This is a genomic window from Microlunatus antarcticus, from assembly GCF_014193425.1.
In the GTDB taxonomy this organism is placed as follows: domain Bacteria; phylum Actinomycetota; class Actinomycetes; order Propionibacteriales; family Propionibacteriaceae; genus Microlunatus; species Microlunatus antarcticus.
In genome coordinates, this window is record NZ_JACHZG010000001.1 from 1286215 (window position 1) to 1312536 (window position 26322).

General features: G+C 68.6%; 18 protein-coding genes and 3 rRNA genes. 13 read left to right on the forward strand and 8 right to left on the reverse strand.

Annotation, left to right across the window (positions count from 1 at the left end; all coding sequences use genetic code 11):
- Positions 1–42: 42 nt before the first annotated feature.
- The 6 genes from FHX39_RS05915 to FHX39_RS05940 form a co-directional block, all read right to left on the reverse strand.
- Positions 43–1059: a glycosyltransferase family 4 protein gene (locus FHX39_RS05915; RefSeq protein ID WP_183337219.1), complete on the reverse strand. Its 1017-nt coding sequence runs from the start codon at positions 1057–1059 to the stop codon at positions 43–45.
- 85 nt (positions 1060–1144) lie between these two features.
- The gene (locus tag FHX39_RS05920; RefSeq protein ID WP_183337220.1) at positions 1145–2188 is read right to left on the reverse strand and encodes a glycosyltransferase family 2 protein; all 1044 of its coding nucleotides are present in this window, start codon (positions 2186–2188) and stop codon (positions 1145–1147) included.
- Positions 2185–3516, reverse strand: coding sequence for an oligosaccharide repeat unit polymerase (locus tag FHX39_RS05925; protein ID WP_183337221.1), 1332 nt, complete (start codon positions 3514–3516; stop codon positions 2185–2187). Before FHX39_RS05925 ends, FHX39_RS05920 begins: the two co-directional genes overlap by 4 nt.
- The gene (locus tag FHX39_RS05930) at positions 3513–4208 is read right to left on the reverse strand and encodes a GumC domain-containing protein (RefSeq protein WP_183337222.1); all 696 of its coding nucleotides are present in this window, start codon (positions 4206–4208) and stop codon (positions 3513–3515) included. The genes FHX39_RS05925 and FHX39_RS05930 overlap by 4 nt, the downstream gene beginning before the upstream one ends.
- A 242-nt stretch (positions 4209–4450) precedes the next feature.
- The gene (locus tag FHX39_RS05935) at positions 4451–5401 is read right to left on the reverse strand and encodes a glycosyltransferase family 2 protein (protein WP_183337223.1); all 951 of its coding nucleotides are present in this window, start codon (positions 5399–5401) and stop codon (positions 4451–4453) included.
- Positions 5402–5406: 5 nt separating this feature from the next.
- Positions 5407–6423, reverse strand: coding sequence for a glycosyltransferase family 2 protein (locus tag FHX39_RS05940; RefSeq protein WP_183337224.1), 1017 nt, complete (start codon positions 6421–6423; stop codon positions 5407–5409).
- Positions 6424–6524: 101 nt separating this feature from the next.
- Here FHX39_RS05940 and argC point away from each other — a divergent pair, with 101 nt between their 5' ends.
- From argC to rrf, 12 genes are all read left to right on the forward strand, one after another.
- Complete coding sequence (argC, locus tag FHX39_RS05945) at positions 6525–7562, forward strand: N-acetyl-gamma-glutamyl-phosphate reductase (protein WP_183337225.1); 1038 nt, start codon at positions 6525–6527, stop codon at positions 7560–7562.
- Positions 7563–7575: 13 nt separating this feature from the next.
- Positions 7576–8742: a bifunctional glutamate N-acetyltransferase/amino-acid acetyltransferase ArgJ gene (gene argJ, locus FHX39_RS05950; protein ID WP_183337226.1), complete on the forward strand. Its 1167-nt coding sequence runs from the start codon at positions 7576–7578 to the stop codon at positions 8740–8742.
- Positions 8739–9797 (forward strand): acetylglutamate kinase, encoded by a 1059-nt coding sequence (gene argB / locus FHX39_RS05955; RefSeq protein WP_183337227.1) that lies wholly within the window; start codon positions 8739–8741, stop codon positions 9795–9797. The genes argJ and argB overlap by 4 nt, the downstream gene beginning before the upstream one ends.
- 23 nt (positions 9798–9820) lie before the next feature.
- Positions 9821–11044, forward strand: coding sequence for an acetylornithine transaminase (locus FHX39_RS05960; protein WP_183337228.1), 1224 nt, complete (start codon positions 9821–9823; stop codon positions 11042–11044).
- Between the two features lie 35 nt (positions 11045–11079).
- Positions 11080–12048, forward strand: a complete 969-nt coding sequence (argF, locus tag FHX39_RS05965) for an ornithine carbamoyltransferase (RefSeq protein ID WP_183337229.1) — start codon at positions 11080–11082, stop codon at positions 12046–12048.
- A 5-nt stretch (positions 12049–12053) separates the two neighbouring features.
- On the forward strand, positions 12054–12581 hold the full coding sequence (locus FHX39_RS05970) for an arginine repressor (RefSeq protein WP_183340997.1): 528 nt from the start codon (positions 12054–12056) through the stop codon (positions 12579–12581).
- A complete protein-coding gene (gene argH / locus FHX39_RS05975) occupies positions 12578–14032 on the forward strand; it encodes an argininosuccinate lyase (protein ID WP_332836689.1) in 1455 nt (484 codons plus the stop codon). The genes FHX39_RS05970 and argH overlap by 4 nt, the downstream gene beginning before the upstream one ends.
- A gap of 319 nt (positions 14033–14351) precedes the next feature.
- Complete coding sequence (locus FHX39_RS05980; protein WP_183337230.1) at positions 14352–14783, forward strand: hypothetical protein; 432 nt, start codon at positions 14352–14354, stop codon at positions 14781–14783.
- Positions 14784–14801: 18 nt separating this feature from the next.
- Entirely contained in the window at positions 14802–16070 is a 1269-nt protein-coding gene (gene tyrS, locus FHX39_RS05985; RefSeq protein ID WP_183337231.1) for a tyrosine--tRNA ligase, read from the forward strand.
- 569 nt (positions 16071–16639) lie between these two features.
- A 16S ribosomal RNA gene (locus tag FHX39_RS05990) occupies positions 16640–18157 on the forward strand.
- A gap of 368 nt (positions 18158–18525) precedes the next feature.
- Positions 18526–21652 (forward strand): 23S ribosomal RNA (locus tag FHX39_RS05995).
- Positions 21653–21751: 99 nt separating this feature from the next.
- Positions 21752–21868, forward strand: a 5S ribosomal RNA gene (rrf, locus tag FHX39_RS06000).
- Together the 16S, 23S and 5S rRNA genes form the textbook arrangement of a ribosomal RNA operon.
- Positions 21869–22190: 322 nt before the next feature.
- Here the strand turns inward: rrf and xylB are convergent.
- Positions 22191–23603: a xylulokinase gene (gene xylB, locus FHX39_RS06005; protein ID WP_232530585.1), complete on the reverse strand. Its 1413-nt coding sequence runs from the start codon at positions 23601–23603 to the stop codon at positions 22191–22193.
- A complete protein-coding gene (locus tag FHX39_RS06010) occupies positions 23600–24460 on the reverse strand; it encodes a DeoR/GlpR family DNA-binding transcription regulator (protein ID WP_183337233.1) in 861 nt (286 codons plus the stop codon). The genes xylB and FHX39_RS06010 overlap by 4 nt, the downstream gene beginning before the upstream one ends.
- Before the next feature lie 210 nt (positions 24461–24670).
- Between FHX39_RS06010 and FHX39_RS06015 the strand changes: the two genes are divergently transcribed.
- Positions 24671–25450, forward strand: coding sequence for a DeoR/GlpR family DNA-binding transcription regulator (locus tag FHX39_RS06015; RefSeq protein WP_183337234.1), 780 nt, complete (start codon positions 24671–24673; stop codon positions 25448–25450).
- Positions 25451–26322: the final 872 nt, after the last annotated feature.

Sequence of the window (26322 nt, forward strand, 5' to 3'; positions counted from 1 at the left end):
CGTCGCCGGCCTTGGCGAGGGGGCGGAGCGCTGCTGCTTCCGTCAGGAGCGGTAAACCGCGAGCAACCCGTCGACGTGCGTGCTGATGGTGAACTTCTCCTGCTGGAGACGTCGGAGCGCCGCCCCGTAGGCGTTGCGGGTCGGCTCCGAGGCGCCGAGGTCGTTGAGCAGCTCGGCGGCTCGGGCAGCGTCCCCCGGGGGGAAGAGCGCGGCGTCAGCCAGCGAACCGATCGTCTCCCGGTGACCGCCCGCCCCTGCCGCGACGACGGGCGTCGCCCTGGCCATGGCTTCCAACAACGTGAGGCCGCACGGTTCCGAAGGCGCCGGTGCGAGGAAGAGTCCGCAAGTCCTGAGGCGGACGTCGAGGTCGCCGACCCACCCCGTCATGTCGACGCTGTCGGTGATCCCGAGCGCCGCCACCTCCTTGGCCAGAGCGTCCTCCAGCTCTCCGGACCCCGCGATCACGAGGCGCCAGCCCTGGTCGCGAAGGTCGCTCGCAGCCCAGGCCCGCAGCCCGGTGGAGGTGTCCTTCTCCGGGGCGAGCCGCTGCGCCATCAGGACGACCCGCTCACGCGGCAGGGCCCCGGCGGCGGCCGGGGGGACCCCGTTGATCAGGACCGCATCAGCCGGGCGATCGAGCTGGGCCGACGTCCAGGCGCTGACGGCGATCTCGCGGTGGAGCAGCCTACGGACCCCTCGGCCCAGCAGGCGGACCGGCGCCCGGTAACCACGCGGTGCCGTGATGTGCCGCGTCGAGATCCGTCGGGCACGCGTCCAAGGGTCTGCGGCGAGGGCCACGAAGTCGCTCCTGGCGATGTGGCTGTGGACCACGTCACGACGACCTGACCGCCGGAGCTCGCGCAGCGCCTCCCACGTCGTCGCACCGGGGGACCAGCGTGGGCCTGCCAGCTCGCGGGGGACGACGACCGGGTCGCCGCCGACCACGAGCACGTCGTGACCGCGGGCCGCCAGCTCGTTGCTGACGTCCACCACGTAGCGCTCGGTCCCGGCGAAGTTGGCGTTGGTCACGACATGGGTGATCCGGAGCGGATCGCTCAACACCGCCGGCCGCCTCGTCACGATGGCTCAGACTAACGGGACGGCCCGACCGTCGCTGGGATTACTGCGCGTAGCAGAGGACGCCTCAGAGCGGGATCCCCAGCAGGTCGTCGGGACGGGTCAGACGGGTCCGTCGCAGGGAGGCGGCCGGTGGCCGACGGCCGAGCGACGTCACACCGGCGACGACCAGCCCGACCGACGCCCGCCGCGCCGAGCGCCAGCGCCGGGATCGAACGCTGCGGACGACGTGCTTGCCGAGCACGAGCACCTGCCGACGTTCGAGCAGCCGCCACGCTGTCGCGACGGCCGCCCGTTCGCGTGGAGAGGCCTCGTCGGCGGCCCAGGCGAGCCGGCGGACGCGCGCGCGATGGAACTCGGCGTCATGATGACGGCCGGTCAGGTTCGAGCTGTGCCGCCGGTAGAGGGCGACGTGCTGGTCGGTGGCGACGTACGGGCCCTGGCGAGCGACGCGCAGGTGCAGCTCCCAGTCCTCCAGGAGCGGGAACGACACGTCGAAGCCGCCGGCCCTCGAGACCGCTTCGGTGCGGTGCAGGGCCACGGCGGCCGGCCAGACCGGGTCGTCGACCACGAGCGAGTCGAAGGTGACGTCCTCCTCGGCCTCCTGGAGGACCAGCCGGCCGGACCGGAGCTGGCGATGCCAGCGCTGCCGGCTCGGGTGCAGACCGGGGTTCAGGAGCCGGCCGGCCTCGTCGATGTAGTCGGCGAGCCCGAACGCGGCCGCAGCGTCGGGACGTCTCTCGAGCGCAGCCACGAGCCCGGCCAGCGCGTCGGGCAGGTAGAGGTCGTCGCTGTCGAGGAACCCCACGTAGCGACACCCGGGTGGGAGCGCGTCGAGCCCGGCGTTCCGTGCCGCGGCCACCCCGCGACCCGGCTGCCGCAGGAGGACCACACGGTCGTCGGTGGCTGCCAAGGCCTGGACGATGCTCCGCGTGCGGTCGAGCGAGCCGTCGTCGACGACGACACACACCCAACGCTCCATCGTCTGCGCCTGCAGCGAACCGAGCGAGGCCTCGATCCACTCCTCCGCGTCCCTGGCGGGCATGACCACACCGACCAGAGGAGGCTCGGGGGCTGCGCCGTCCAGGTCGCCGGCAGGTTCGTCCGTCATCGGCCGTGTGCGTCTTGCAGCTCTGGGGCCGGTGCAGCCGCCGAGGGTGGCACCTTGGCGGACTTCATCCACCAGTGCGTGAGGACGAGGCCGAGCAGGGCCGGGGTGATGCGTCCCTGGGCCCAGTAGAGGTAGCGCGGCAGCTCGAACAGCCCCGTCACGAGAAGCGGGTACAGCAGCGTCGCCCAGCTCGTCCCGTCCCGCAGCTCGCGGTACACCAGTCCGATGAGGCTGCCGACCAGCAGCAGGAAGACGAAGCCGCCGACCGTGCCGTAGTCCAGGAACGGGATGGCCAGCCCGCCGGGGCTGTTGAACTCCGGGTTTGCATGCTGCATCAGCAGGGTGTCGTAGCTCGTGGGCGAGATGTGATAGCTCAGACGTCCGTAGAGGTCGAGCGCGCCGACGCCCGGCGCCGTCCACAGGACCTCGACGCTCTGGTAGGGCAACCGAGGGATGCCGTGCGCCGCCTGCAGGGCCAGTGCTCCGTTGTTGTACGCCGTCGCGTAGTAGCCGGCGAGCCGGTCGAGCATGAACTCGAGGAAGGACTGCTGCTTCAGGGCCGAGTAGAACACCCAGCTGCGGAAGTACTCGAAGACACCGAAGGCGCCGATGACCAGCGGGAGGAAGAGGACCGGTCCCAGCTGCAGGAGCACCTGGCGCGACCGTCGTCGCACCGGGGTCCCGACCGCGAACACGACCGCCACGACGGGCACAGCGAGCTCGATGAGCGCGAGCCGTTCGCTGAGGAAGAGCGCTCGCAGGAGACCCAGGAACACGACGAGGACGACACGGCGCAGGACCTTGGCCGATCGTTGCTGCTTGAGCAGGAGCGCGGCCACGATGACGTAGGCGATCCCCACCTGCGTGAAGGTCGTCAGGCCGGCCACAGGGGCGAAGTAGGTGCGCAACGGGGAGTCGTAGGCGTCCTGCTTCGTGATGAACGTGATGAGGTCGGCCGGTCGGACGCCGCGTGCGGCCCCGACCACAAGAAAGCTGATGTAGCCGAACATGGTGGCCCAGAAGAGCACCCCGGCCGCCTTGGTCAGCCGGACGTGCCGCTCCTCCGCAGAGCCCGGCCACTGCGCGTCGGGCCGGGGATTGCGTCTGAGGAGCATCGGCCAGACCAGACCGACGACGAACACGGCGGCTGCAGCGGCGAAGAGGGCGATGTCAGCCGAGGTCAGGAACTTGCCGGTCCGCCAGCTGGCGCGGAAGTGTCCGTCTGAGTTGAACGCAGCCAGGGCCAGCGTGAAGGGGACGATGAGGCCCACCGTCCCGGCGGGGGACAGCCACCAGGGACCGGACGAGCCTTTCCTGGTCCTGCTCACGACCAGGACCGAGGTGCCTCACCCGGACGACGCGAAGAACGGTCGACCAGAAGCTTGAGGACCAGACCGAGAAGTCCGCCCAGGACCAGACCGACGAAGGCGTCTCGAACGGCTGTCGGCCACCTGCTCTGCTCGACGACCCGGGGACGCAGGATGACGGGGACAGCGGTCTGGCGGGAGTCACGGGCGAGCTGGAGACCGTTGCGCTGGGCGAGGAGACGCGTGTACTCGAGGCCGGTGTCGGACCGCGGCGCGGACGACTTGGCGAGGCTGGTGAGCTGGCCGTTGACGACCGCGAGACTGGCGTCGATGCCCTGGTCGAACGCCTGTTCGCGCCCGTCGGCGTACGCCTGGATGAGCGCCTGGGTGAGCTGGACCGCCTCATCGGCGGTAGAGGCGACGACAGTGACCTCGACGACGTCCGTCGACTCGACCTGCGTGGCGGTGATCGACAGGGCGGGAGCACCGCCCACGGCGTTCTGCGCCTGTTCCTGGAGGTCGTCCCCGGAGATCTTCAGGACCTCGCCCTGGACGAAGCGGTTGGCCTGGGACGTGTCGGGGAGGTTGCCGCTGACGGAGGGGTCCGGGACGACCTGGATCCGAGCCGTCGCCTGCGGGTCGGGCGCCGAGAGCAGGCCGAGGCCGAGGCCGACCTCGGCGCCGATGAGGATGCAGATCAGGAGGGGGAGCATGGTGCGGATGAGGCTTCGCTTGTGAGGCGTTCCGCCCTCGTCGAGCATCCGGTTCAGACCCTCGGATATCTCCGAATCTGATGTGGTGTTCGGCATAACCTGCGTCACTTCTTTACTCCCCGAGACAATGCGTGTGATGAACAGTCGGACGCAAGCTGCGTTGCTCAGGTGTCCATGTTAATGCTCGTCGGTGCTCGGGGTGCGGTTCACGAGAAGCCGCCTGGTGCCATCGGTCACAGCCCTCAGGACCGAGGTCCGGGCTCCCGGCGTGGGCTGGGGAAGACGCGCCCGAGCAGGCCCTCGATCCTTCCCGCCGAGCGCGCAGTGGCGATCCGGAGCGAGACGCGCGGATCGGGGTGGTGCTCGAGGGGGCGACGCCAAGGCCCGAGGACGGTCTTGAGGCGGGTCGTTGCCGGGTACGGGTGGACGCGGTAGACGTAGCCCGTGCCCCGGGCGTACCGCCGGTGCTTGGCCACGATGGCATCGACAGAGAGCTGCCGCTGCTCGCCGCGGCCAAGCACCGCGATGTCCGGTCGACTCACGATCGAACCTCCGTCCTCCAGGATGCGCAGGAGGAGGTCGGTGATCTCTCCCGACTGCCACGCCCCGGCCGAGCCTGTCCCAAGGTCGGCCCGGAACCCGCCCAGGCGTCGGAAGACCTCCGTCCGGACGTACGACGTCTGCTCGATGGCCCGCCAGGCCGAGACCGGGTCGAGCAGGGTCCCCTTGGGGGGGAGCGCGAAACGGGTGATTCCGAACTCGACCAGGGCGCCGGCCAGGGCTTCGTGGGGATTCTCGGCGAAAGCCCTGGCGATCTCGCCCAGGCTGTCGGGCGGCAAGGTGCTGTCGTCGTTCGGGAAGCCCAGGACGTCGACCCGGTCGGCGATCGCCCGCACCGCGTCGTTCCGGCCTTGGCTCGCCCCGCCCGAGCTGGTGACCTCGACGACCTCGAACGGGAAGGCGTGCAGGTCGATCGGCAGCGGACCCCCCGACTGGTTACCGATCGCGACGACCAGCGGTCGGATGTTCGACGCGCCCGCAGACTCCAGCAGGTCGCCGATCTCGGGACGTCCGATGGTGGCGATGGCCAGACCGATCGTGGGTGTGCGGCTCGAGGGACGCGTCCTACCCTCGTCGGAGGCCGCGTTCTGGCCCGGTGCCCCGTCCAGGCGCTCGCTCGCCAACTCGTCCATCTCCTTCAGATGTCCCGGCCGGTCCAGAGGACGTGATCGATGTTCGGCAGGGGTGGTACGCGGTGGGCGAGCTGACCGACCAGGACCCGCCAGCCACGGAAGAGGCGTCTCGCGGCCGGCCAGTCCCGCCGAGCCGCGGACTGGGCCAGCCGGACCGAGCAGCGCGCAAGTCGACGCCCCTGCGCGATCTGCCAGGCACGCTCGACCGACAGCCGCTGTTCCTCGGTGTTCTCCTCCGACTCCCAGGTCTTGCGCCGGAGCGTGTCGTAGGACAGCCAGAACTCGGCCCGACGTCGCGTCATCTGCCCGGGATGCTGTCGGTACCAGGCCACCTGTGTCGCACAGCTGACGTAAGACCCGAACCGGCACATCCGGGTCAGGAAGTCGACGTCCTCGAGCTGCTTGAGCGCGGTGTCGAAACCACCCACCGACCGAACGACTTCCCATCGGTGCAGGGCGACCGCCGGGGGCCAGATGGGGTTGTCGACCACGATCTCGTCGAACCGGACGGGCGTACCCTCCTCGACGGGCCTCTTCAGACGGCCCGTCAGTCCGTGGCGGGAACGCTGCCGTGCGGAGTGGAAGCCCGGCTGGATCGATGCGCCGGTCTCGTCGAGGAACTCGGCGTAGCCGTAGGCCCCGACCGCCGCCTCGTCGTCGCTCATCGCCTTCAGCAGCACCTCGAGCATGGTGTCGCACCAGACGTCGTCGGAGTCGAGGAAAGCGACGTACTCCACGTCGTCCGAGAGCGCTGACATGCCGGTGTTCCGCGCCCCCGAGAGTCCCTTGTTCTCCTGCTGGACCAGCCTGATCCGCGGATCGCTCCTGGCGACCTCTGCCACCTTCTCGGCGGTGCTGTCGGTGCTGCCGTCGTCGACCACCACGCATTCCCAGCTCGAGAACGTCTGGGCCTGCACCGACCGGAGGGTCTCGACGACGAAGTCCGCAGCCTGGTAGGCGGGGACGACGACGCCGACCACGGGACGTGACCCGGCGACGTGCGGGGCGTCGGGCGAGGTCACGCCCGAATCCTAGGCGACAGAAGGGGGTCGTGCTCCTGCTTGCGAGCGTAAAAGACCCCCCGGGTTTGAGTAACTTTGCAGGGAAAGCCATAATCATGCACATGGTTCTTCGGGTGGCGGTCGCGGGCGCGACCGGGTACGCGGGTGGCGAGCTGCTCCGGCTGCTGCTCGCGCACCCGCACGTCGAGATCGGTGCGCTGACGGGCGCGAGCAGCGCCGGCTCACGCCTGGGCGACGTGTCGCCCCACCTCACGCCGCTGGCCGACCGGGTGATCGAGGCGACGACGCCCGAGACGCTGGCCGGGCACGACGTCGTCTTCCTCGCCCTGCCCCACGGAACGTCCGCGGCGGTGGCCGAGGCGCTCGGCCCGGACGTGCTCGTCGTCGACTGCGGGGCCGACTTCCGGCTCACCGACCCGGCGGCGTGGGAGCAGTTCTACGGCTCCCCGCACGCGGGCTCGTGGCCGTACGGGCTGCCCGAGCTCCCCGGCCAGCGCGAGCTGCTCGCCGGCACCCGGCGCGTCGCGGTGCCCGGCTGCTACCCGACCGCGACCACGCTGGCCCTGCTGCCGGCCGTCGCGGGCGGCCTGGTCGACGGGCACGACGTCGTCGTGGTCGCGGCCAGCGGCCCGTCCGGGGCCGGGAAGTCCCTCAAGCCGCACCTGCTGGGCGCCGAGCTGATGGGCTCGGCCAGCGCGTACGGGGTCGGCGGGGGACACCGGCACACCCCTGAGATCCTCCAGAACCTCCGCGTCGCCGGGGCCACGGGCACGCCGACCCTCTCCTTCACCCCCGTCCTCGTGCCGATGTCGCGGGGCATCCTCGCCACCTGCACGGCCCCGCTCGTCGACCCCGAGATCACGGCCGAGGCCGCGTACGCGGTGTACGCGGAGATGCTGGCCGACGAGCCGTTCGTCCAGCTGCTGCCCCCGGGGGTGTGGCCGCAGACGCAGTCCGTGCTCGGCTCGAACGTCGTCCAGGTGCAGGTCACCGTGGACCGCGCCGCGGGTCGGCTGGTGGCCGTCGCCGCCCTCGACAACCTGACCAAGGGCACGGCGGGGGGCGCGGTCCAGTGCATGAACCTCGCCCTCGGCCTCCCCGAGACCACCGGGCTGCCCCGGGTAGGAGTAGCGCCATGACCTGGAGGAACGCGTGAGCGTCACGAGAGCCGCCGGCTTCAGCGCCGCCGGCGTCACCGCCGGCCTCAAGCCGAGCGGCAAGCCGGACCTTGCGCTGGTCGTCAACACCGGGCCCGACCACGTCGCGGCCGCGGTGTTCACCACCAACCGGGTCAAGGCCGCACCCGTGCTGTGGTCGCAGCAGGCCGTCGCGGACGGCCGGCTGCAGGCCGTCGTGCTCAACTCCGGCGGCGCGAACGCGTGCACCGGCCCGGCCGGCTTCGCCGACACCCACCACACCGCGGAGCACGTCGCCGACGCGCTGGCGGGTCTCGGGCTCGAGGTCGGGGCCGGCGACGTCGCGGTCTGCTCGACGGGCCTCATCGGCACCCGGCTCCCCATGGACCTGATCACCGCGGGCGTCACGGCCGCGGCGGGCGCGCTCGACGAGGACGGCGGCGCCGACGCGGCGCGGGCGATCATGACCACCGACACCGTGCCCAAGACGGCGGCCTACGCCGACGAGGGCTGGTCGGTCGGCGGCATGGCCAAGGGCGCGGGGATGCTCGCGCCCGGCCTGGCCACGATGCTCGTCGTCCTCACCACGGACGCCGTGCTCGACGCCGAGGCGGCCGGGACGTACCTGCGGAAGTCGTGCTCGACGACCTTCGAGCGGGTCGACAGCGACGGGTGCATGTCGACCAACGACACCGTGGTGCTCATGAGCAGCGGCGCCTCCGGTGTCCGCCCCGACGCGCGCGACTTCCAGGCCGCGCTCGACGAGACCTGCCACGACCTGGCCCTGCAGCTGCTGCGCGACGCCGAGGGTTCCGCCCACGACATCGCGATCACCGTGGAGCACGCCGCGACCGAGGCCGACGCCCTCGAGGTCGCCCGCGCCGTCGCCCGCAGCAACCTCTTCAAGTGCGCGGTCTTCGGGGGCGACCCCAATTGGGGCCGCGTCCTCGCGGCGATCGGCACGACCGGCGCCGACTTCGAGCCCGACCGGATCGACGTCGCCTTCAACGGCGTGGAGGTGTGCCGCGACGGCGCGATCGGCGAGGACCGCAGCCAGGTGGACCTCTCCACCCGCGACGTGCGCGTCGACGTCAACCTGCGGAACGGTCGCGCCAAGGCGACCGTCTGGACCAACGACCTGACGTACGACTACGTCAAGGAGAACGCGGAGTACTCCACGTGAGCAACGCAGCCCCCCGGGCCCTCGAACGGCTCTCGCTGATCGAGAAGGCGTCGATCCTCACCGAGGCCCTGCCCTGGCTGGAGACGTACGTCGGCAAGACCGTCGTGATCAAGTACGGCGGCAACGCCATGGTCGACGAGGATCTCAAGCGCGCCTTCGCCTCCGACATCGTCTTCATGAAGCGCTGCGGCGTGCACCCCGTCGTCGTGCACGGCGGCGGCCCGCAGATCTCCTCGATGCTGGGCCGGCTCGGCATCGCCTCGGAGTTCCGTGGCGGTCTCCGGGTGACGACACCCGAGGCGATGGACGTCGTCCGGATGGTGCTCGTGGGCCAGGTCGGGCGTGACCTCGTCGGGTTGATCAACCGGCACAGCACGCTGGCCGTGGGACTCTCCGGCGAGGACGGCGGCCTGTTCACGGCGGCCCGTCGCGGCACCGTCGTCGACGGCGAGGAGATCGACCTCGGCCTCGTCGGCGACGTCGTCTCCGTGCGGACGGAGGCGATCCGCGGGCTCATCGACGCGGGCAGCGTCCCGGTCGTGGCGAGCATCGCCCCCGACGCCGAGGGCGTCGTGCACAACGTGAACGCCGACACCGCGGCGGCCGCGCTCGCCGTGGCCCTCGGCGCCGAACGTCTCGTCGTCCTCACCGACGTCGACGGCCTCTACCGCGACTGGCCCAGCTCGACCGAGGTGATCGAGGAGCTGAGCGCCTCCGAGCTACGCGCGCTGATGCCGTCGCTGCAGTCGGGCATGCTCCCCAAGATGGAGGCCTGCCTCCGCGCGGTCGAGGGCGGGCTCACCCGGGCCACGGTCACCGACGGCCGGGTCCCGCACGCGCTGCTGCTCGAGATCTTCACCAACGCCGGCATCGGCACGATGGTCACGCAGGACGGCCTCGTCCGGCTCGGCAGCCGGGTCTTCTCCGCCGCCGAGGGCATCCCCGAGCACGAGTACGAGAACGGTGAGTTCCTGCGCACGCCGGAGCCTGAGCCGGAGCCCGCTCCGCACGATCCGGCGCCGTCGGCCCTCGACGACACGGCGGGGCTCTCGTGAACGGCGTCGGGACGAGCGACGTCATGGTCAGCGCCGAGCTGGCCGGCCCGGCGCCGCGCGGTTCCGCCGGCGTGCTGGAGGGCTACGCGCAGTCGGTCATGAACACGTTCGGCCCGCCCAAGCGCGTCTTCGTGCGCGGCGAGGGCTGCTACGTCTGGGACGCCGACGGACGCCGGCACCTCGACCTGCTCGCGGGCATCGCGGTGAACGCCCTCGGCCACGCCCACCCCACGGTGCTCGCGGCGGTCACCGGGCAGATCTCGACGCTCGGCCACGTGTCGAACTTCTTCGCCACCCCCGCCCAGGTCGCCCTGGCCACGCGGCTCGCCGGGCTCACCGGCGACCCCGACGCCAAGGTGTTCTTCACCAACTCGGGCACCGAGGCGAACGAGGCCGCGTTCAAGATCACCCGGATGACCGGGCGGACGAAGATCATCTCGACCGAGGGCGCGTTCCACGGCCGGTCGATGGGCGCGCTCGCGATCACGCACAACCCGAAGTACCGCGCGCCGTTCGAGCCGCTGCCCGGTGACGTGACCTTCGTGCCGTACGGCGACGTCGAGGCCCTCGCGGCCGTGGTCGACGAGACCGTGGCCGCCGTCGTGCTCGAGCCGATCCAGGGCGAGAACGGCGTGATCGTCCCGCCGGCGGGCTACCTCGCCCAGGCTCGCGAGCTGTGCGACGCCGCTGGAGCGCTGCTCTGGATCGACGAGGTGCAGACCGGCATGGGCCGGACGGGGTCCTGGCTGGTCCACACGGCCCAGGGCGTCGTCGCGGACGTCGTCACGGTGGCCAAGGGGCTCGGCAACGGCTTCCCGGTCGGGGCCTGCCTGGCCACCGGGCGGGCGTCGCGACTGCTCGGACCCGGCAGCCACGGCACGACGTTCGGGGGCAACCCGGTCGCCTCGATCGCCGGGCTGGCCGTCATCAACGTCATCGAGCGCGACGGCCTGCTCGAGAACGCGAGGGCCATGGGCGAGCACCTCGTCGCGCGGGTTGAGGGTCTGGGCCACCCGCTCGTCTCCGAGGTCCGCGGACGGGGGCTGCTGCGCGGGATCGTGCTGACCGCCGACCTCGGGCCGGCCGTCTCCGACCTCGCGCTCGAGGCGGGGTTCGTGATCAACGCACCGCGTCCGCACGTGCTGCGGATCGCCCCGCCGTTGATCATCACCGCGGCCCAGCTGGACACGTTCGTCGACGCGCTGCCCGGCTTCCTGGACGCCGCCGTGGCCGGGGCCACCTCGTGACCGGCACCGGGACCCACGCTGTGGCTGGTTCCGAGGTGCGGCACCTCCTCGCCGACGACGACCTCAGCCAGGACGAGCAGGCGGTCGTGCTCGACCTCGCGGAACGTCTCCGGACCGACCCGTACGCCGCCCACCCCCTCGGCGGACCGCGCAGCGTCGCGGTGATCTTCGACAAGCCGACGCTGCGCACGCAGGCGTCGTTCAGCGCGGGCATCGCCGAGCTGGGCGGCTTCCCGATGATGGTCGACGGCCGGCTGGCGGCGATCGGGAAGCGCGAGTCCATCCCCGACGTGGCCCGCGTGATCGGCCGCCAGGCCTCGGCGATCGTCTGGCGCACGTTCGCCCAGGCCGACCTCGCGACCATGGCGGCGTACGCCGGGGTCCCGGTGGTCAACGCGCTCACGGACGACTACCACCCGTGCCAGATCCTGGCCGACCTGCAGACCCTGCGTCAGCACGGGCGGTCGCTGCCCGGGCTGACCTTCGCCTACGTCGGCGACGGCGCGAACAACATGGCCGCCTCGTACGTCCTCGGCGGCGTCACCGCGGGGATGCACGTCCGCATCGGGGCACCCGAGGGGTTCCACCCGGCGTCCGGGCTGCTCGAACGGGCGCGAGCCCTTGCCGCGACGACCGGGGGCAGCGTCACCGTCACCGACTCGCCCACCGAGGCCGTCGCCGGCGCGGACGCCGTCGCCACCGACACCTGGGTCTCGATGGGGCAGGAGGAGGACGGTCTCGACCGCGAGGCGGCCTTCGCGCCGTACCAGGTGGACGAGGCCTTGCTGGTTCACGCGGACGCGGACGCCCTGTTCCTGCACTGCCTGCCGGCCTACCGCGGCAAGGAGGTCAGCGACGCGGTCCTCGAGGGCCCGCGCTCGGTGGTCTGGGACGAGGCCGAGAACCGGCGACACGCCCAGAAGGCCGTGCTCACCTTCCTGCTCGAGCGCTCCGGGCTCGTCGACCCCTCCGGCCTGCTCGCCCCGGTCCGCGAGACGGCGTGAGCGCCGTGACCCACGCCGCGCCGCCGACCAAGACCGCCCGGCACGCCCGGGTCGTCGGGCTGCTCGGCACGCACCAGGTCCGGTCGCAGGCCGAGCTGGCGGAGCTCCTGGCCGCCGAGGGTCTGCACGTCACGCAGGGCACGCTGTCGCGCGACCTGGTCGAGCTGGGCGCCTCGCGTGTCCGGGGGACCTCGGGCCACCTCGTCTACGCCGTCCCCGGTGACGGCGGCGACCGGACCCCGTTCGTCGGCGAGTTCGCCACCTTCGAGAACCGTCTCGCGCGGCTCTGCCAGGAGGTGCTCGTCTCCGCCGAGTCCTCCGCCAACCTCGTCGTGCTGCGCACCCCGCCCGGCGCGGCCCAGTACTTCGCCTCCGCCATCGACCGCGTCGGCTGGGGCTCCGTGCTCGGCACGATCGCCGGCGACGACACGATCCTGCTCATCACCCGGAGCCCGGGCGGCGGGGAGCAGCTGGCCCGTGACCTGATGCAGATGAGCGAGACCGGCAAGCCCCTGACAGGAAGAGTCGAGTGACCGACCACGACACACCGCTCCCCGAGCCTGTCGAAGGGCACGCCGGACGCCTCTGGGGCGGCCGCTTCGCCGGCGGCACCGCACCGGCGATGGCGGCGCTCAGCCGGTCGACCCAGTTCGACTGGCGGCTCGCCCCGTACGACCTCGCCGGCTCCGTCGCGCACGCCCGCGCGCTGCACCGTGCCGGGCTGCTCACCGACGACGAGCTCGCCGGGATGCTCACCGGCCTCGCCACGCTCCGGGACGAGGTCGACGCCGGCGCCTTTGCACCAGCGCCCGACGACGAGGACGTGCACGGCGCGTTGGAACGGCGCCTGACCGAGGTCCTCGGCCCGGAGCTGGGCGGACGGCTGCGCGCCGGGCGCTCGCGCAACGACCAGATCGCCACCCTGCTGCGGCTCTGGCTTCGTGACCACCTGCGCCTGGTCGCCGCGGCCGTCTCGGAGGTGGTCGTCGCGCTCCACGACCAGGCGACCACGCACCTCGGCGTCCCGATGCCGGGGCGCACCCACCTGCAGCACGCCCAGCCGGTCCTGCTCTCGCACCATCTGCTTGCGCACGCCTGGCCTTTGCTGCGTGACGTCGACCGGATGCGCGACCTCGACGCCCGGCTCGCGCTGAGCCCGTACGGGTCCGGGGCCCTGGCTGGGACGTCGTTGGGGCTCGACCCGACCTTCGTCGCGCACGAGCTCGGCTTCGAGGACGCGGTGGCCAACTCGATCGACGGCACGTCGGCACGTGACCTCGCCGCCGAGGCGGCCTACGTCCTGGCCCAGGTCGGGGTCGACCTCTCGCGCCTGTCGGAGGACGTCATCCTGTGGTGCACGTACGAGTTCGGCTTCGCCCGGCTCGACGACGCCTGGTCCACCGGGTCGAGCATCATGCCGCAGAAGAAGAACCCCGACGTCGCCGAGCTCGCCCGCGGCAAGGCGGGGCGCCTGGTCGGCAACCTGACCGGCCTCCTCACCACGCTCAAGGGCCTCCCGCTCGCGTACGCCCGTGACCTGCAGGAGGACAAGGAGCCGCTCTTCGACTCCGTCGACCAGCTGCTCGTGCTGCTCCCGGCGGTGGCCGGCATGGTCGGGACGCTCACCTTCGACACCGAGCGGCTGGCGAGCCTCGCGCCGCGCGGCTTCTCCCTCGCGACGGACCTCGCCGACTGGCTCGTCCGGCAGCGGGTGCCCTTCGCCGTCGCGCACGACGTCGCCGGCTCCGCCGTGCGCTACTGCGAGGAGCGCGGGCTGGAGCTGTCGGACCTGACGCCCGATCAGCTGCAGGCGATCTCGCCGCTGCTGCAGGCTGAGGTGCTCGACGTCCTCACTGTCCCCGGCTCGATCGACAGCCGCACCGGGCGAGGCGGCACGGCGACCGTCCGGGTGCGCGAGCAGCTCGACGAGGTGGCGAGCGCCCTGGAGGCCGCGAAGACCTGGGCTGTCCACAGGGTGCAGTGACCGTCGTCCACAGGTGACGGTCGGACCGGCACGTCCGGCGCGATGTCCTGATGCTCTCGGTGACCAACACCGTCGAGAGGACCGTCATGGGCGTCACCACGAGATACCTGGGCCACGTTCAGATCAGCCCGCCGCTCAACCAGGACGAGTACGACTACCTGCGGGCGTTCTCGCACAGCCGTCGGAGCTACCGCGACCGGGGACCGTACGAGGTGTTCCCGCCGACCCGCACGAGGAGGCGCCGACGCTGCACGGCGACGCAGCGGCCGAGCGCTACAACCGGATCGCCGACGGCCAGCCGGGCTACTGGTGCCAGTGGGTGCCGTGCCCGCGGGGCTGCTGCCTGTCGTGGAACGGCACCGAGAAGTTCTACGCCGGCGCCGCCTGGCTGGAGTACCTGATCGACCACTTCCTGCGGCCCGGTGCGCACGCGGAGGCCAGCGGGGACCACTGGTTCCGGCGGTTCACGTTCGACCACGACGTCAACGGGGTCGTGGTCGGCGAGCAGGGCGACAACCGAGAGCTGTTCTCGCTCACGGTCGAGCACGGGGAGATGACCCGCACGACGCTGATCAGGGGCGAGCGGATGCCCTGGGACCCCGGCTACGCCGAGAAGGACGAGCTGCCGTGGCTGGGTCACGAGGCCAGCTTCGCCGAGCTCGAGCGGCGGGAGGAGGAGGCACTGGCAGCTGCGAGCGCAGCACCGGTACCCGTGAGCCCGCGGAAACGAGGCGGCTCACGGCGACGGTGACGCATAGGGTTGACGACCGTGACCACTGTGCTGGACGAGCTGAAGTGGCGAGGACTCCTCGCCAACTCGACCGATGAGGAAGCGCTCGCCGCGCACCTCGACGCCGGGCCGGCGACGTTCTACGTGGGCTTCGACCCGACGGCGCCGAGCCTGCACTTCGGCAACCTCGTGCAGCTCGTAGTGGCACGGATCTTCCAGCGTGCCGGGCACCGGCCCCTGCTGCTCGTCGGGGGCTCGACGGGAATGATCGGCGACCCCAAGGAGTCGGGGGAGCGGGTCCTGAGCAGCCCGGAGGTGGTGGCCGGTCGCGTCGAGCAGATCCGGGCCCAGGTGGCGCGGTTCATCGATCTGGAGGGCGCCAATCCGGCCCGGTTGGTCAACAACCTCGACTGGACCGGGCCGATGTCGGTGCTGACCTTCCTCCGGGACATCGGGAAGCACTTCCCGGTGAATCGGATGCTGGCGCGGGACGTCGTGCGCAACCGGCTCGAGGACGGGATCTCGTACACCGAGTTCTCGTACGTGCTGCTGCAGTCCATGGACTACCTGGAGCTCTTCCGGTCCCAGGGGTGCACGCTCCAGTTCGGCGGGAGCGACCAGTGGGGGAACATCACGGCCGGCGTCGAGCTGATCCGACGAGCCGAGGGGGCGCGGGTGCACGCGGTCGCCACCCCTTTGCTGACCAAGGCGGACGGGACCAAGTTCGGCAAGACCGAGAGCGGGACCGTCTGGCTCGACGCCGAGATGACGTCCCCGTACGCCTTCCACCAGTTCTTCCTGCAGGCGGAGGACGAGAAGGTCGTCGACTACCTGAAGGTGTTCTCCCCTCGGAGCCGGGAGGAGATCGACGAGCTCGAGCGGCTCACGCGAGAGGAGCCGTTCCGCCGGGCGGCGCAGAAGGCGCTGGCCGACGACGTGACCGCGCTGGTGCACGGCGAGGCGGAGCGTGACGCTGCGGTCGCCGCCGGCCAAGCGCTCTTCGGTCAGCACGACCTTGCTGAGCTGCCGGAGTCCGTGCTGGCCGGAGTGGTGGCGGAGCTGGGGGGAGGGGCGATCGACGTCGACGGCGGATGGCCGACCGTCGCCGAGGTGCTCCAGACCGGAGGGGTGGTCGCGAGCCGGTCCGCCGGTCGGAGGGCGGCAGCCGAGGGGGGTGCGTACCTCAATAACCGGAGAGCCGGTGACGGCGACGCGACGGTCGGCGCAGACGACCTGCTGCACGGTCGCTGGGTCATCGTCAGGCGGGGCAAGCGCACGGTGGGTGCCATTACCATCACCGGCAGCTGAACCGAAGGGCGGGCAAGGCGGAGGCCGTGTGAGAACCGGCACGACACCTCAGGTTGACCGGGGTGTCACACGGGCGTAATGTTCCATCTCGCCCCCCGGGGACGCGGACGAGCAAGACGGAGGCCTTCGGGCCACCGGATGACTCGGCCGGAACCGGGCGGGAACCACTGGGCCAAAGAAGGACCGGATCGGTGCGCGCTCTTGTCTGAGCCCACGAAGATCCGGAACTGAGATGTCTCCGGTGGGGGTCGAAAAAGGCGGATTTGATCTGCTGGATGAGACCGGGTAATGTTTATCGAGTTGCCCCAAGTCAGGCTGTAAGGGTCTGGTGCGGTGTGCGAGCGAAGTTTGAGAACTCAACAGCGTGCTTAAAAGTCAATGCCAAATAGCACTATCGAACCCGTGCTCGGCGAGGCTGCCTCCTATTTGGGGGGTTGTTCTGGTCGGGTGTGGTTCCTTTGAGATTGAAATTGATTGACCCAGTTGGGTCTAATGTCAAGGTCAAGCTCGTTGTTTTTGACGGTTCCACGGTCTGCGCCTTCTGGGTGTGGGTCGTCTTCCGATATTTTTCAACGGAGAGTTTGATCCTGGCTCAGGACGAACGCTGGCGGCGTGCTTAACACATGCAAGTCGAACGGTAAGGCCTTTCGGGGTCATACGAGTGGCGAACGGGTGAGTAACACGTGAGCAACCTGCCCTTGACTTCGGAATACCAGCTGGAAACAGCTGCTAATACCGGATATGACCCTGGTCCTCCTGGACTGGGGTGGAAAGCTCCGGCGGTCAGGGATGGGCTCGCGGCCTATCAGCTTGTTGGTGAGGTAATGGCTCACCAAGGCTTCGACGGGTAGCCGGCCTGAGAGGGCGACCGGCCACACTGGGACTGAGATACGGCCCAGACTCCTACGGGAGGCAGCAGTGGGGAATATTGCACAATGGGCGCAAGCCTGATGCAGCAACGCCGCGTGCGGGATGACGGCCTTCGGGTTGTAAACCGCTTTCAGTAGGGACGAAGCCACAAGTGACGGTACCTACAGAAGAAGGACCGGCTAACTACGTGCCAGCAGCCGCGGTGATACGTAGGGTCCGAGCGTTGTCCGGAATTATTGGGCGTAAAGGGCTTGTAGGCGGTCCGTCGCGTCAGGAGTGAAAACTCGGGGCTTAACCCCGAGCCTGCTTTTGATACGGGCGGACTAGAGGGATGCAGGGGAGAACGGAATTCCTGGTGGAGCGGTGGAATGCGCAGATATCAGGAGGAACACCGGTGGCGAAGGCGGTTCTCTGGGCATCACCTGACGCTGAGAAGCGAAAGCGTGGGGAGCAAACAGGCTTAGATACCCTGGTAGTCCACGCCGTAAACGGTGGGCACTAGGTGTGGGGGACATTCCACGTTCTCCGTGCCGAAGCTAACGCATTAAGTGCCCCGCCTGGGGAGTACGGCCGCAAGGCTAAAACTCAAAGGAATTGACGGGGGCCCGCACAAGCGGCGGAGCATGCGGATTAATTCGATGCAACGCGAAGAACCTTACCTGGGTTTGACATACACCGGAAAGCTGCAGAGATGTAGCCCCCGCAAGGTCGGTGTACAGGTGGTGCATGGCTGTCGTCAGCTCGTGTCGTGAGATGTTGGGTTAAGTCCCGCAACGAGCGCAACCCTCGTTCTATGTTGCCAGCACGTCATGGTGGGGACTCATAGGAGACTGCCGGGGTCAACTCGGAGGAAGGTGGGGATGACGTCAAGTCATCATGCCCCTTAAGTCCAGGGCTTCACGCATGCTACAATGGCCGGTACAAAGGGCTGCGATACCGCAAGGTGGAGCGAATCCCAAAAAGCCGGTCTCAGTTCGGATTGGGGTCTGCAACTCGACCCCATGAAGTCGGAGTCGCTAGTAATCGCAGATCAGCAACGCTGCGGTGAATACGTTCCCGGGCCTTGTACACACCGCCCGTCAAGTCATGAAAGTCGGTAACACCCGAAGCCGGTGGCCCAACCCTTGTGGAGGGAGCCGTCTAAGGTGGGACTGGCGATTAGGACTAAGTCGTAACAAGGTAGCCGTACCGGAAGGTGCGGCTGGATCACCTCCTTTCTAAGGAGCATTGCGGCTCGCCTTCGGGTGGGTCCATGCGCTCAGTGCCAGGCCGTTCGTGTCTGGCTGGGCAGCTCTGGAATGTGGAACATTGACTATTGAGCCGGCGTCTGCTGCTGGCCTCGTGAGTACAACCCGCTCTTCTTTGTAAGGAGGAGTCGTGGGAGTGGAAATCCGGGGCGAGGGTGGGGGTCGGTTTGGGCACGCTGTTGGGTCCTGAAGGTTCGGTCGCCCTCCAACCCCGTCAAGGGGTTGGGGTGGCAGCCTTTCTTTCTGTGCGGACTCAGACCCCGCCACCTCGGTGGTGGGGCTGTGCTACCGCCCGTGTGTTGAGAACTTCACAGTGGACGCGAGCATCTTTGTAGTAACAACAAGCTACTAAGGGCAATCGGTGGATGCCTAGGCACCAAGAGCCGATGAAGGACGTCGTAACCTGCGATAAGCCCCGGGGAGCTGGTAAACGAGCTTCGATCCGGGGATCTCCGAATAGGGAAACCTCGAAAGAGACCGGAGTAATGTCCGGCGACCTCCGCCTGAATATATAGGGCGGTTGGAGGGAACGTGGGGAAGTGAAACATCTCAGTACCCACAGGAAAAGAAAACAACAGTGATTCCGTCAGTAGTGGCGAGCGAACGCGGAAGAGGCCAAACCGTACGTGTGTGATAGCTGACAGGCGTTGCATGTGCGGTGTTGTGGGGCCATTCTGACCGTGCTGTCGACCGGTCGAGCAGTCAAAAATGACACATGAAGTCGAAGCGTTCTGGGAAGGCGCGGCATAGCAGGTAACACCCCTGTAGACGTAAGTGTGTCACTGCTGAGTGTCACCCCAAGTAGCAGCCAACCCCTGAAATTGGCTGTGAATCCGGCGGGACCACCCGCTAAGCCTAAATACTCCTTGGTGACCGATAGCGGACTAGTACCGTGAGGGAAAGGTGAAAAGTACCCCGGGAGGGGAGTGAAATAGTACCTGAAACCGATTGCCTACAATCCGTCGGAGCTGAGCCCGTAAGGGTGAGGTGACGGCGTGCCTTTTGAAGAATGAGCCTGCGAGTTAGTGGTATGTGGCGAGGTTAACCCGTGTGGGGAAGCCGTAGCGAAAGCAAGTCCGAATAGGGCGTCGAGTCGCATGCTCTAGACCCGAAGCGGAGTGATCTATCCATGGCCAGGGTGAAGCGACGGTAAGACGTCGTGGAGGCCCGAACCCACCAGGGTTGAAAACCTGGGGGATGAGCTGTGGATAGGGGTGAAAGGCCAATCAAACTCCGTGATAGCTGGTTCTCCCCGAAATGCATATAGGTGCAGCGTCGCGTGTTTCTTGCCGGAGGTAGAGCACTGGATAGTCTAGGGGGCCCACAAGCTTACCGAAATTAGCCAAACTCCGAATGCCGGTAAGCCAAGCGCGGCAGTGAGACTGCGGGCGATAAGGTTCGTAGTCGAGAGGGAAACAGCCCAGAACACCAGCTAAGGCCCCTAAGCGATGGCTAAGTGGAAAAGGATGTGGAGTTGCGGAGACAACCAGGAGGTTGGCTTGGAAGCAGCCACCCTTGAAAGAGTGCGTAATAGCTCACTGGTCAAGTGATTCCGCGCCGACAATTTAGCGGGGCTCAAGCCATCCGCCGAAGCTGTGTCATCTACGTAACACCCTCACATTTGTGCAGGGGCGTGGATGGGTAGGGGAGCGTCGTGTGCGCGATGAAGCGGCAGGGTGACCTAGCCGTGGAGAGCACACGAGTGAGAATGCAGGCATGAGTAGCGAATGAGGAGTGAGAAACTCCTCCACCGAAAGACCAAGGGTTCCAGGGTCAAGCTAATCTGCCCTGGGTAAGTCGGGACCTAAGGCGAGGCCGACAGGCGTAGTCGATGGACAACGGGTTGATATTCCCGTACCGGCGCTAGCGCGATCATGCCGAGGCGAGCGATGCTAAGCACGCGAGTCGCACGGAGCCTTCGGGTGATGTGTCGACGAGTCTGCGAACCAGACTTGTATTAGGCAAGCTGCGGAGGGACGCAGGAAGGTAGCTCATCCCGGGCGATGGTATCCGCAAGGTGATCCCGGGCTAAGCGTGTAGGGCGAAGTGTAGGTAAATCCGCACTTCATGATGCCTGAGACGTGACGGCTGGTCGGTCTACGGACCGGCGAGTGAGTGATCCTATGCTGCCTAGAAAATCTTCGTGAGCGAGTTCTAGAGCCGCCCGTACCCTAAACCGACACAGGTGGTCAGGTAGAGAATACCAAGGTGATCGAGATAACCGTGGTTAAGGAACTCGGCAAAATGCCCCCGTAACTTCGGGATAAGGGGGGCCGGACGCGTTCGCCACACAAGCTGTGGTTGGCGTGAAAGGCCGCAGAGACCAGGCCCAAGCGACTGTTTACTAAAAACACAGGTCCGTGCCAAGTCGTAAGACGATGTATACGGACTGACGCCTGCCCGGTGCTGGAACGTTAAGGGGAACTGTTAGCTCTCACGAGCGAGGCGGTGAACTTAAGCGCCAGTAAACGGCGGTGGTAACTATAACCATCCTAAGGTAGCGAAATTCCTTGTCGGGTAAGTTCCGACCTGCACGAATGGCGTAACGACTTGGGCGCTGTCTCGACCACGGACTCGGCGAAATTGCACTACGAGTAAAGATGCTCGTTACGCGCAGCAGGACGGAAAGACCCCGGGACCTTCACTATAGTTTGGTATTGGTGTTCGGTACAGCTTGTGTAGGATAGGTGGGAGACTGTGAAGCGGCGACGCCAGTTGTCGTGGAGTCAACGTTGAAATACCACTCTGGTTGTTCTGGATATCTAACCTAGGTCCATTATCTGGATCAGGAACAGTGCCTGATGGGTAGTTTGACTGGGGCGGTCGCCTCCCAAAAGGTAACGGAGGCGCCCAAAGGTTCCCTCAGCCTGGTTGGCAATCAGGTTTCGAGTGTAAGTGCACAAGGGAGCTTGACTGTGAGAGGGACACCTCGAGCAGGGACGAAAGTCGGGACTAGTGATCTGACGGTGGCATGTGGAAGCGCCGTCACTCAACGGATAAAAGGTACCCCGGGGATAACAGGCTGATCTTGCCCGAGCGTCCATAGCGACGGCATGGTTTGGCACCTCGATGTCGGCTCGTCGCATCCTGGGGCTGGAGTCGGTCCCAAGGGTTGGGCTGTTCGCCCATTAAAGCGGCACGCGAGCTGGGTTTAGAACGTCGTGAGACAGTTCGGTCCCTATCCGCTGCGCGCGTAGGAGTCTTGAGGAGGGCTGTCCTTAGTACGAGAGGACCGGGACGGACGAACCTCTGGTGTGCCAGTTGTCCTGCCAAGGGCACGGCTGGTTGGCTACGTTCGGAAGTGATAACCGCTGAAAGCATCTAAGCGGGAAGCACGCTCCAAGATGAAGGCTCCCACAGGATAGCCTGGTAAGGCCCCCAGCAGAACACTGGGTGATAGGTCGGATGTGGAAGCACAGCAATGTGTGGAGCTGACCGATACTAATAGGCCGAGGGCTTGTTCCTACAAATATGCTACGCGTCCACTGTGAGGTCTCTCGAGACACGGTCGAAAGACCAGTCGTCTCCGATCGAGACTGGTTTCGCACCACATCTCCATAGAGTTTCGGTGATCAAAGCGTCAGGGAAACACCCGGTCCCATTCCGAACCCGGAAGTTAAGCCTTACAGCGCCGATGGTACTGCACGGGAGACCGTGTGGGAGACTAGGACGTCGCCGGACAACACAACTCCTCAGGGTCAACCATTCGTGGTCGACCCTGAGGTGTTTCTACGTCCAGACGCATTCCGTAGACTCAATCGCATTCAAGGATCATTCAGTCGTCGACTATGGCGAACGGTAGGTTGCCGCGCGAAAAGAACGCCGATCGGCACCGCAAGCTACCGCTCGCGAACCGCAGGTGTACACCTGCGGACAGCGCTCGGGGCCTTCTTGGAGGTGCTGCAAGTGCGCAAGAAGAAGGGGCCCGGCCGGTTCGTCAGCTGTCTGACGAACCGACCGGGCCCTTTCTCGTTCTCCAGGTCTCCTGATCAGGAGGAAGCGTTCAGCCCTTCAACGCGGGAACATCGAAGTGCTGTCGCAGGACCTCGGTGTAGCGGCCCATGAGGTCGTCAGCCGCGGCGACGTCAGCGTCGGTGGGGTCGTACCGGCCGGCGACGGGCACCTTCCACGTCGGCAGCTCCCCGGACAAAGCCCAGGCCGCCTGGCGCGCAGCGCCGACGGCAACGCTCTCGAAGGCTTCGGTGACCACGACGGGTAGCCCGAAGACGCTCGTGGCGATACGGCGTACGGCCTCGGACTGCGAGGCTCCGCCGGTCAGGGTGATGGCGGAGATGGTGCCCGCTTGGTCACGCAAGACGTCGACCCCATAAGCCAGGCTCCAGAGCACGCCCTCGATCGCCGCCCTCGCGAGGTTGGCCGGCTTCATGCTCGACAGGGTCAGGCCGACGAGCTCGCCGTTCGCGTTCGGCAGAGACGGCGTGCGCTCTCCCTCCAGGAAGGGGAGGAACACCAGTCCGCCGCTGCCGGGGGGTGCGGTGAGCGCTAGCCGGGCCAGCTCGTCGAGCGTGACCCCGAGGACGTCGGCCGTCGCGACCAGGTTCCGCGCCCCGTTGAGGGTGCAGACCAGGGGCATGAACTCCCCGGTCGCGTCGGCGAAGCCGGCCACGGTGCCGGTCGGGTCGTGCGTCGGGGTCGTCGTCCGGGCGAAGGCGGTCCCGCTGGTGCCGAGCGACACCACGGCCGAGCCGGCTTCCAGCCCGAGGCCGAGGCCGGCCGCCATGTTGTCGCCGGTGCCGGCCGCGATGGCGATGCCGTCGGGGGTGTGCCCCACGACCTCGGAGGGAGCGGCGACGCGGGGGAGGTCGATCATCCGGCCGAAGGCCCGGCGTACGAGGTCCTCGCGGTAGGTGTTCGTCGCCGCGTCGAAGTAGAGGGTGCCCGAGGCGTCACCGCGGTCGGTGGTCGGGGCGAAGGAGCGGCCGCCCAGCTCCCAGGTGAGGTAGTCGTGCGGGAGGACGACCGCGGCGACCTTGTCGGCCAGCTCGGGCTCGGACCGCGCCAGCCAGCGGAGCTTCGTGATGGTCATCGAGGCCACCGGTACCGTACCGACGGCGTCCGCCCAGGCCTGCGGACCGCCGAGCTCGTCGACGAGGTCGGTGGCGTCCGGCGCCGAACGGGTGTCGTTCCACAGCAGGGCGTCGCGGACCAGACCGCCGTCGGCGTCGAGCGTCACCATCCCGTGCTGCTGGCCCCCGACGGCGATGGCCTCGACGCCCTCGAGCAGCCCCGGCTGCCGAGCGGCGGTCTGGTAGGCGTCCCACCAGGCGGCGGCCGAGACGGCCGTGCCCTCGGGGTGCGGCGCCCGGCTCGAGCGCACGACGGCCCCCGTCTCGGCGTCGCAGACCACGATCTTGACCGACTGGGTGGACGAGTCCACCCCTGCGACCAGCGTCAACTTCTTCGTCCTCTCCCGGTGCCGACCATCGTGCGACGGTCGGTGCATGCGACATCTCGTTCGGTGAATTCCTGCACGGTCGCCGGGGACGGGTCCCCGGCGACCACGATCTGGTCGATCTCGTCGATCCCCGCGAACGTCACGAACGACGGCCGGCCGAGTGCCGCTCCCTCGACGAGCGCCAGGACGCGGGAGCCGGCGGCGACCTCGGCCTGCGACACGGCGGCCGCGGCGGGGGTGGGCTGGCTCAGCCCCCGTTCGACGCTGATGCCGACGGGGCAGACGACGCTCACGTCCGTGTGCACCCGGTGCAGCTCCGTCAGCGCCCAGTCGCCCTCCTGGGCGCGCGTCCGCGGGCTGACCGTCCCCCCGATGTTGTAGACGGAAAGGCTGGACACCCGGGACAGGACGAGTCCCACGTCGAGGGAGTTCGTCACCACCGTCAGGTCGTCGTCGGGAGGCGCGTTGACGATCACGTGGGCGAGCTCCAGCGTGAGCCGCCCGGTGCCCAGCAGCAGGGTGCCCGCGTGGGGGAGCTCCGTCCACAGCGCCTCGAGGAGCGCACGGTCCTCGGACACGACCGGACCGCTCCCCGGGGTGACCGCCAGACCCGCCGCAGGGGAGGCCAGGCTCTCGGGCTCGACCGCGACCGCCCCGCCGTGGACCCGGACGAGCTGGGACCTGGACTCCAGGACGCGCAGGTCGCGGCGCACCGTCTCCTGGGCGACACCGAGCCGCGTCGCCGCGTCGCCGACGTCGATCCGCCCCTCCGCGGTCAACCAGCCGACCAGGCGCTCGAACCGCTGCTCAGGGGTCGGCCCCGCGGTCGCTCCGGCGGCCGTGCGTCGAGCGGTCATGACGGGCGCCTCCTCGAGCCTCGTCGGATGCTTCGCCGCGAGGTCCTCGTGGGGCTCTCGCGCGTGGCGAGCGTACGCGGGGGTGCCCGAGACGCTCCGCGCGCATGCCCGGATCGTTTGCCTGCGCGCCCGACCTCAGGCAACCGGTCGGCGGGCGCCGGGTGGGTGACCTGCGAAGATGGCGCACGCCGGCCGGAGGACGAAGAGGTGATGATGCTGACCAGGTACCCGCCGGAACGGCAGCGGGCGATCACCGACTTCCTGCTCGCGGAGGAGGACCGCCGCGCAACCGTGACCGAGATCAGCGAGCACCTCGAGGTGACGACCGAGACGGTCCGCCGCGACCTCGACACCCTCGAGCGGCGCGGGCTGCTGCGCCGGATCCGTGGCGGGGCCCAGCTGCTGGACGCCGTGCCCTTCGAGGTCGCCCTCGCCGCACGCCACGCCGAGCAGCTGGAGGACAAGCGGCGCATCGCCGCCCGCCTGATCGACGAGCTGCCCCAGGACGGGGTGCTCGTGCTGGACTCCGGGTCCCTGACGCTCTTCACCGCGCAGGCGATCCCGCGACAGTCGGCCCTGACCGTGGTGACGAACAACCTGCCGGCGGCCCGACACCTCGCCGACTACCCGAACGTCGGCGTCATCACGCTGCCGGGCATGGTCCGCGGCCTGACGAGCGCCGCCGTCGACGCATGGACGAGCCGACGGCTCCAGTCGCTCACCGTCGACATCGCCATCGTCGGGGTGAACGGCATGACCGCGGCCCAGGGGGTGACGACGACCAATCCCGAGGAGGCGTCGGCCAAGCGCGCGATGCTCCTCAGTGCCCGACGACGGGTGGTCCCGGTGATCTCGGGGAAGCTCGGGCGGAACTCGTTCTGCTCCTTCGCGGCGGTCTCGGAGCTCGACCTCATCGTCACGGACACGGCGGCACCGGACCCGATCATCGCCGAGCTCGCCGCAGCCGGGCCCGAGGTGGTCGTGGTCTGACCGGACGCCAGTAGGTCCCGCGCCCGCCGTCGGGGAGGATGGGCGGGTGGAACAAGCGAGACGTCCGGACGACCAGGGTCGAGGCGACGGGCGAGGTGGCGACCGAGCCGGAGGACGCGGAGGCCGCTCGGGCGACGACCCACGCCGCGGGGGTTCCGCAGGCCGCCCGCCGCGTGGGGATGGAGACCGGGGCGGCAGCAGCCGTCCGCCGTCCGGACCGCGCGGCGACCGCCCCGCCGACTCGCGTGGCTCGGGTCCGCGCAGCTATGACTCGCGCGGTGGAGATTCGCGCGGCGGGGACTCACGCGGGGCAGGTCCGCGCAGCTATGACTCGCGCGGTGGAGATTCGCGCGGCGGGGACTCACGCGGGGCAGGTCCGCGCAGCTACGACTCCCGTGGCGGTGACTCCCGGGGTTCGGGTCCACGGAGCTATGACTCGCGCGGTGGGGACTCGCGGGGTGGCGACTCGCGCGGCTCGGGTCCGCGCAGCTATGACTCGCGCGGTGGAGATTCGCGTGGCGGGGACTCGCGCGGTTCGGGCCCGCGCAGCTATGACTCGCGTGGGGGCGATTCGCGCGGCGGGGACTCACGGGGGGCAGGTCCGCGCAGCTACGAGCCGCGCGGTGGCGACTCGCGTGGCGGGGACTCCCGCGGTTCAGGCCCGCGGAGCTATGACTCCCGCGGTGGCGACTCGCGTGGCGGGAACTCCCGCGGTTCAGGCCCGCAGAGCTATGACTCGCGCGGTGGTGACTCGCGTGGTTCAGGACCGCGCAGCTACGACTCTCGCGGTGGTGACTCGCGTGGTTCGGGTCCGCGCAGCTACGACTCCCGTGGTGGCGACTCGCGCGGTGGGGACCCGCGTGGTTCTGGTC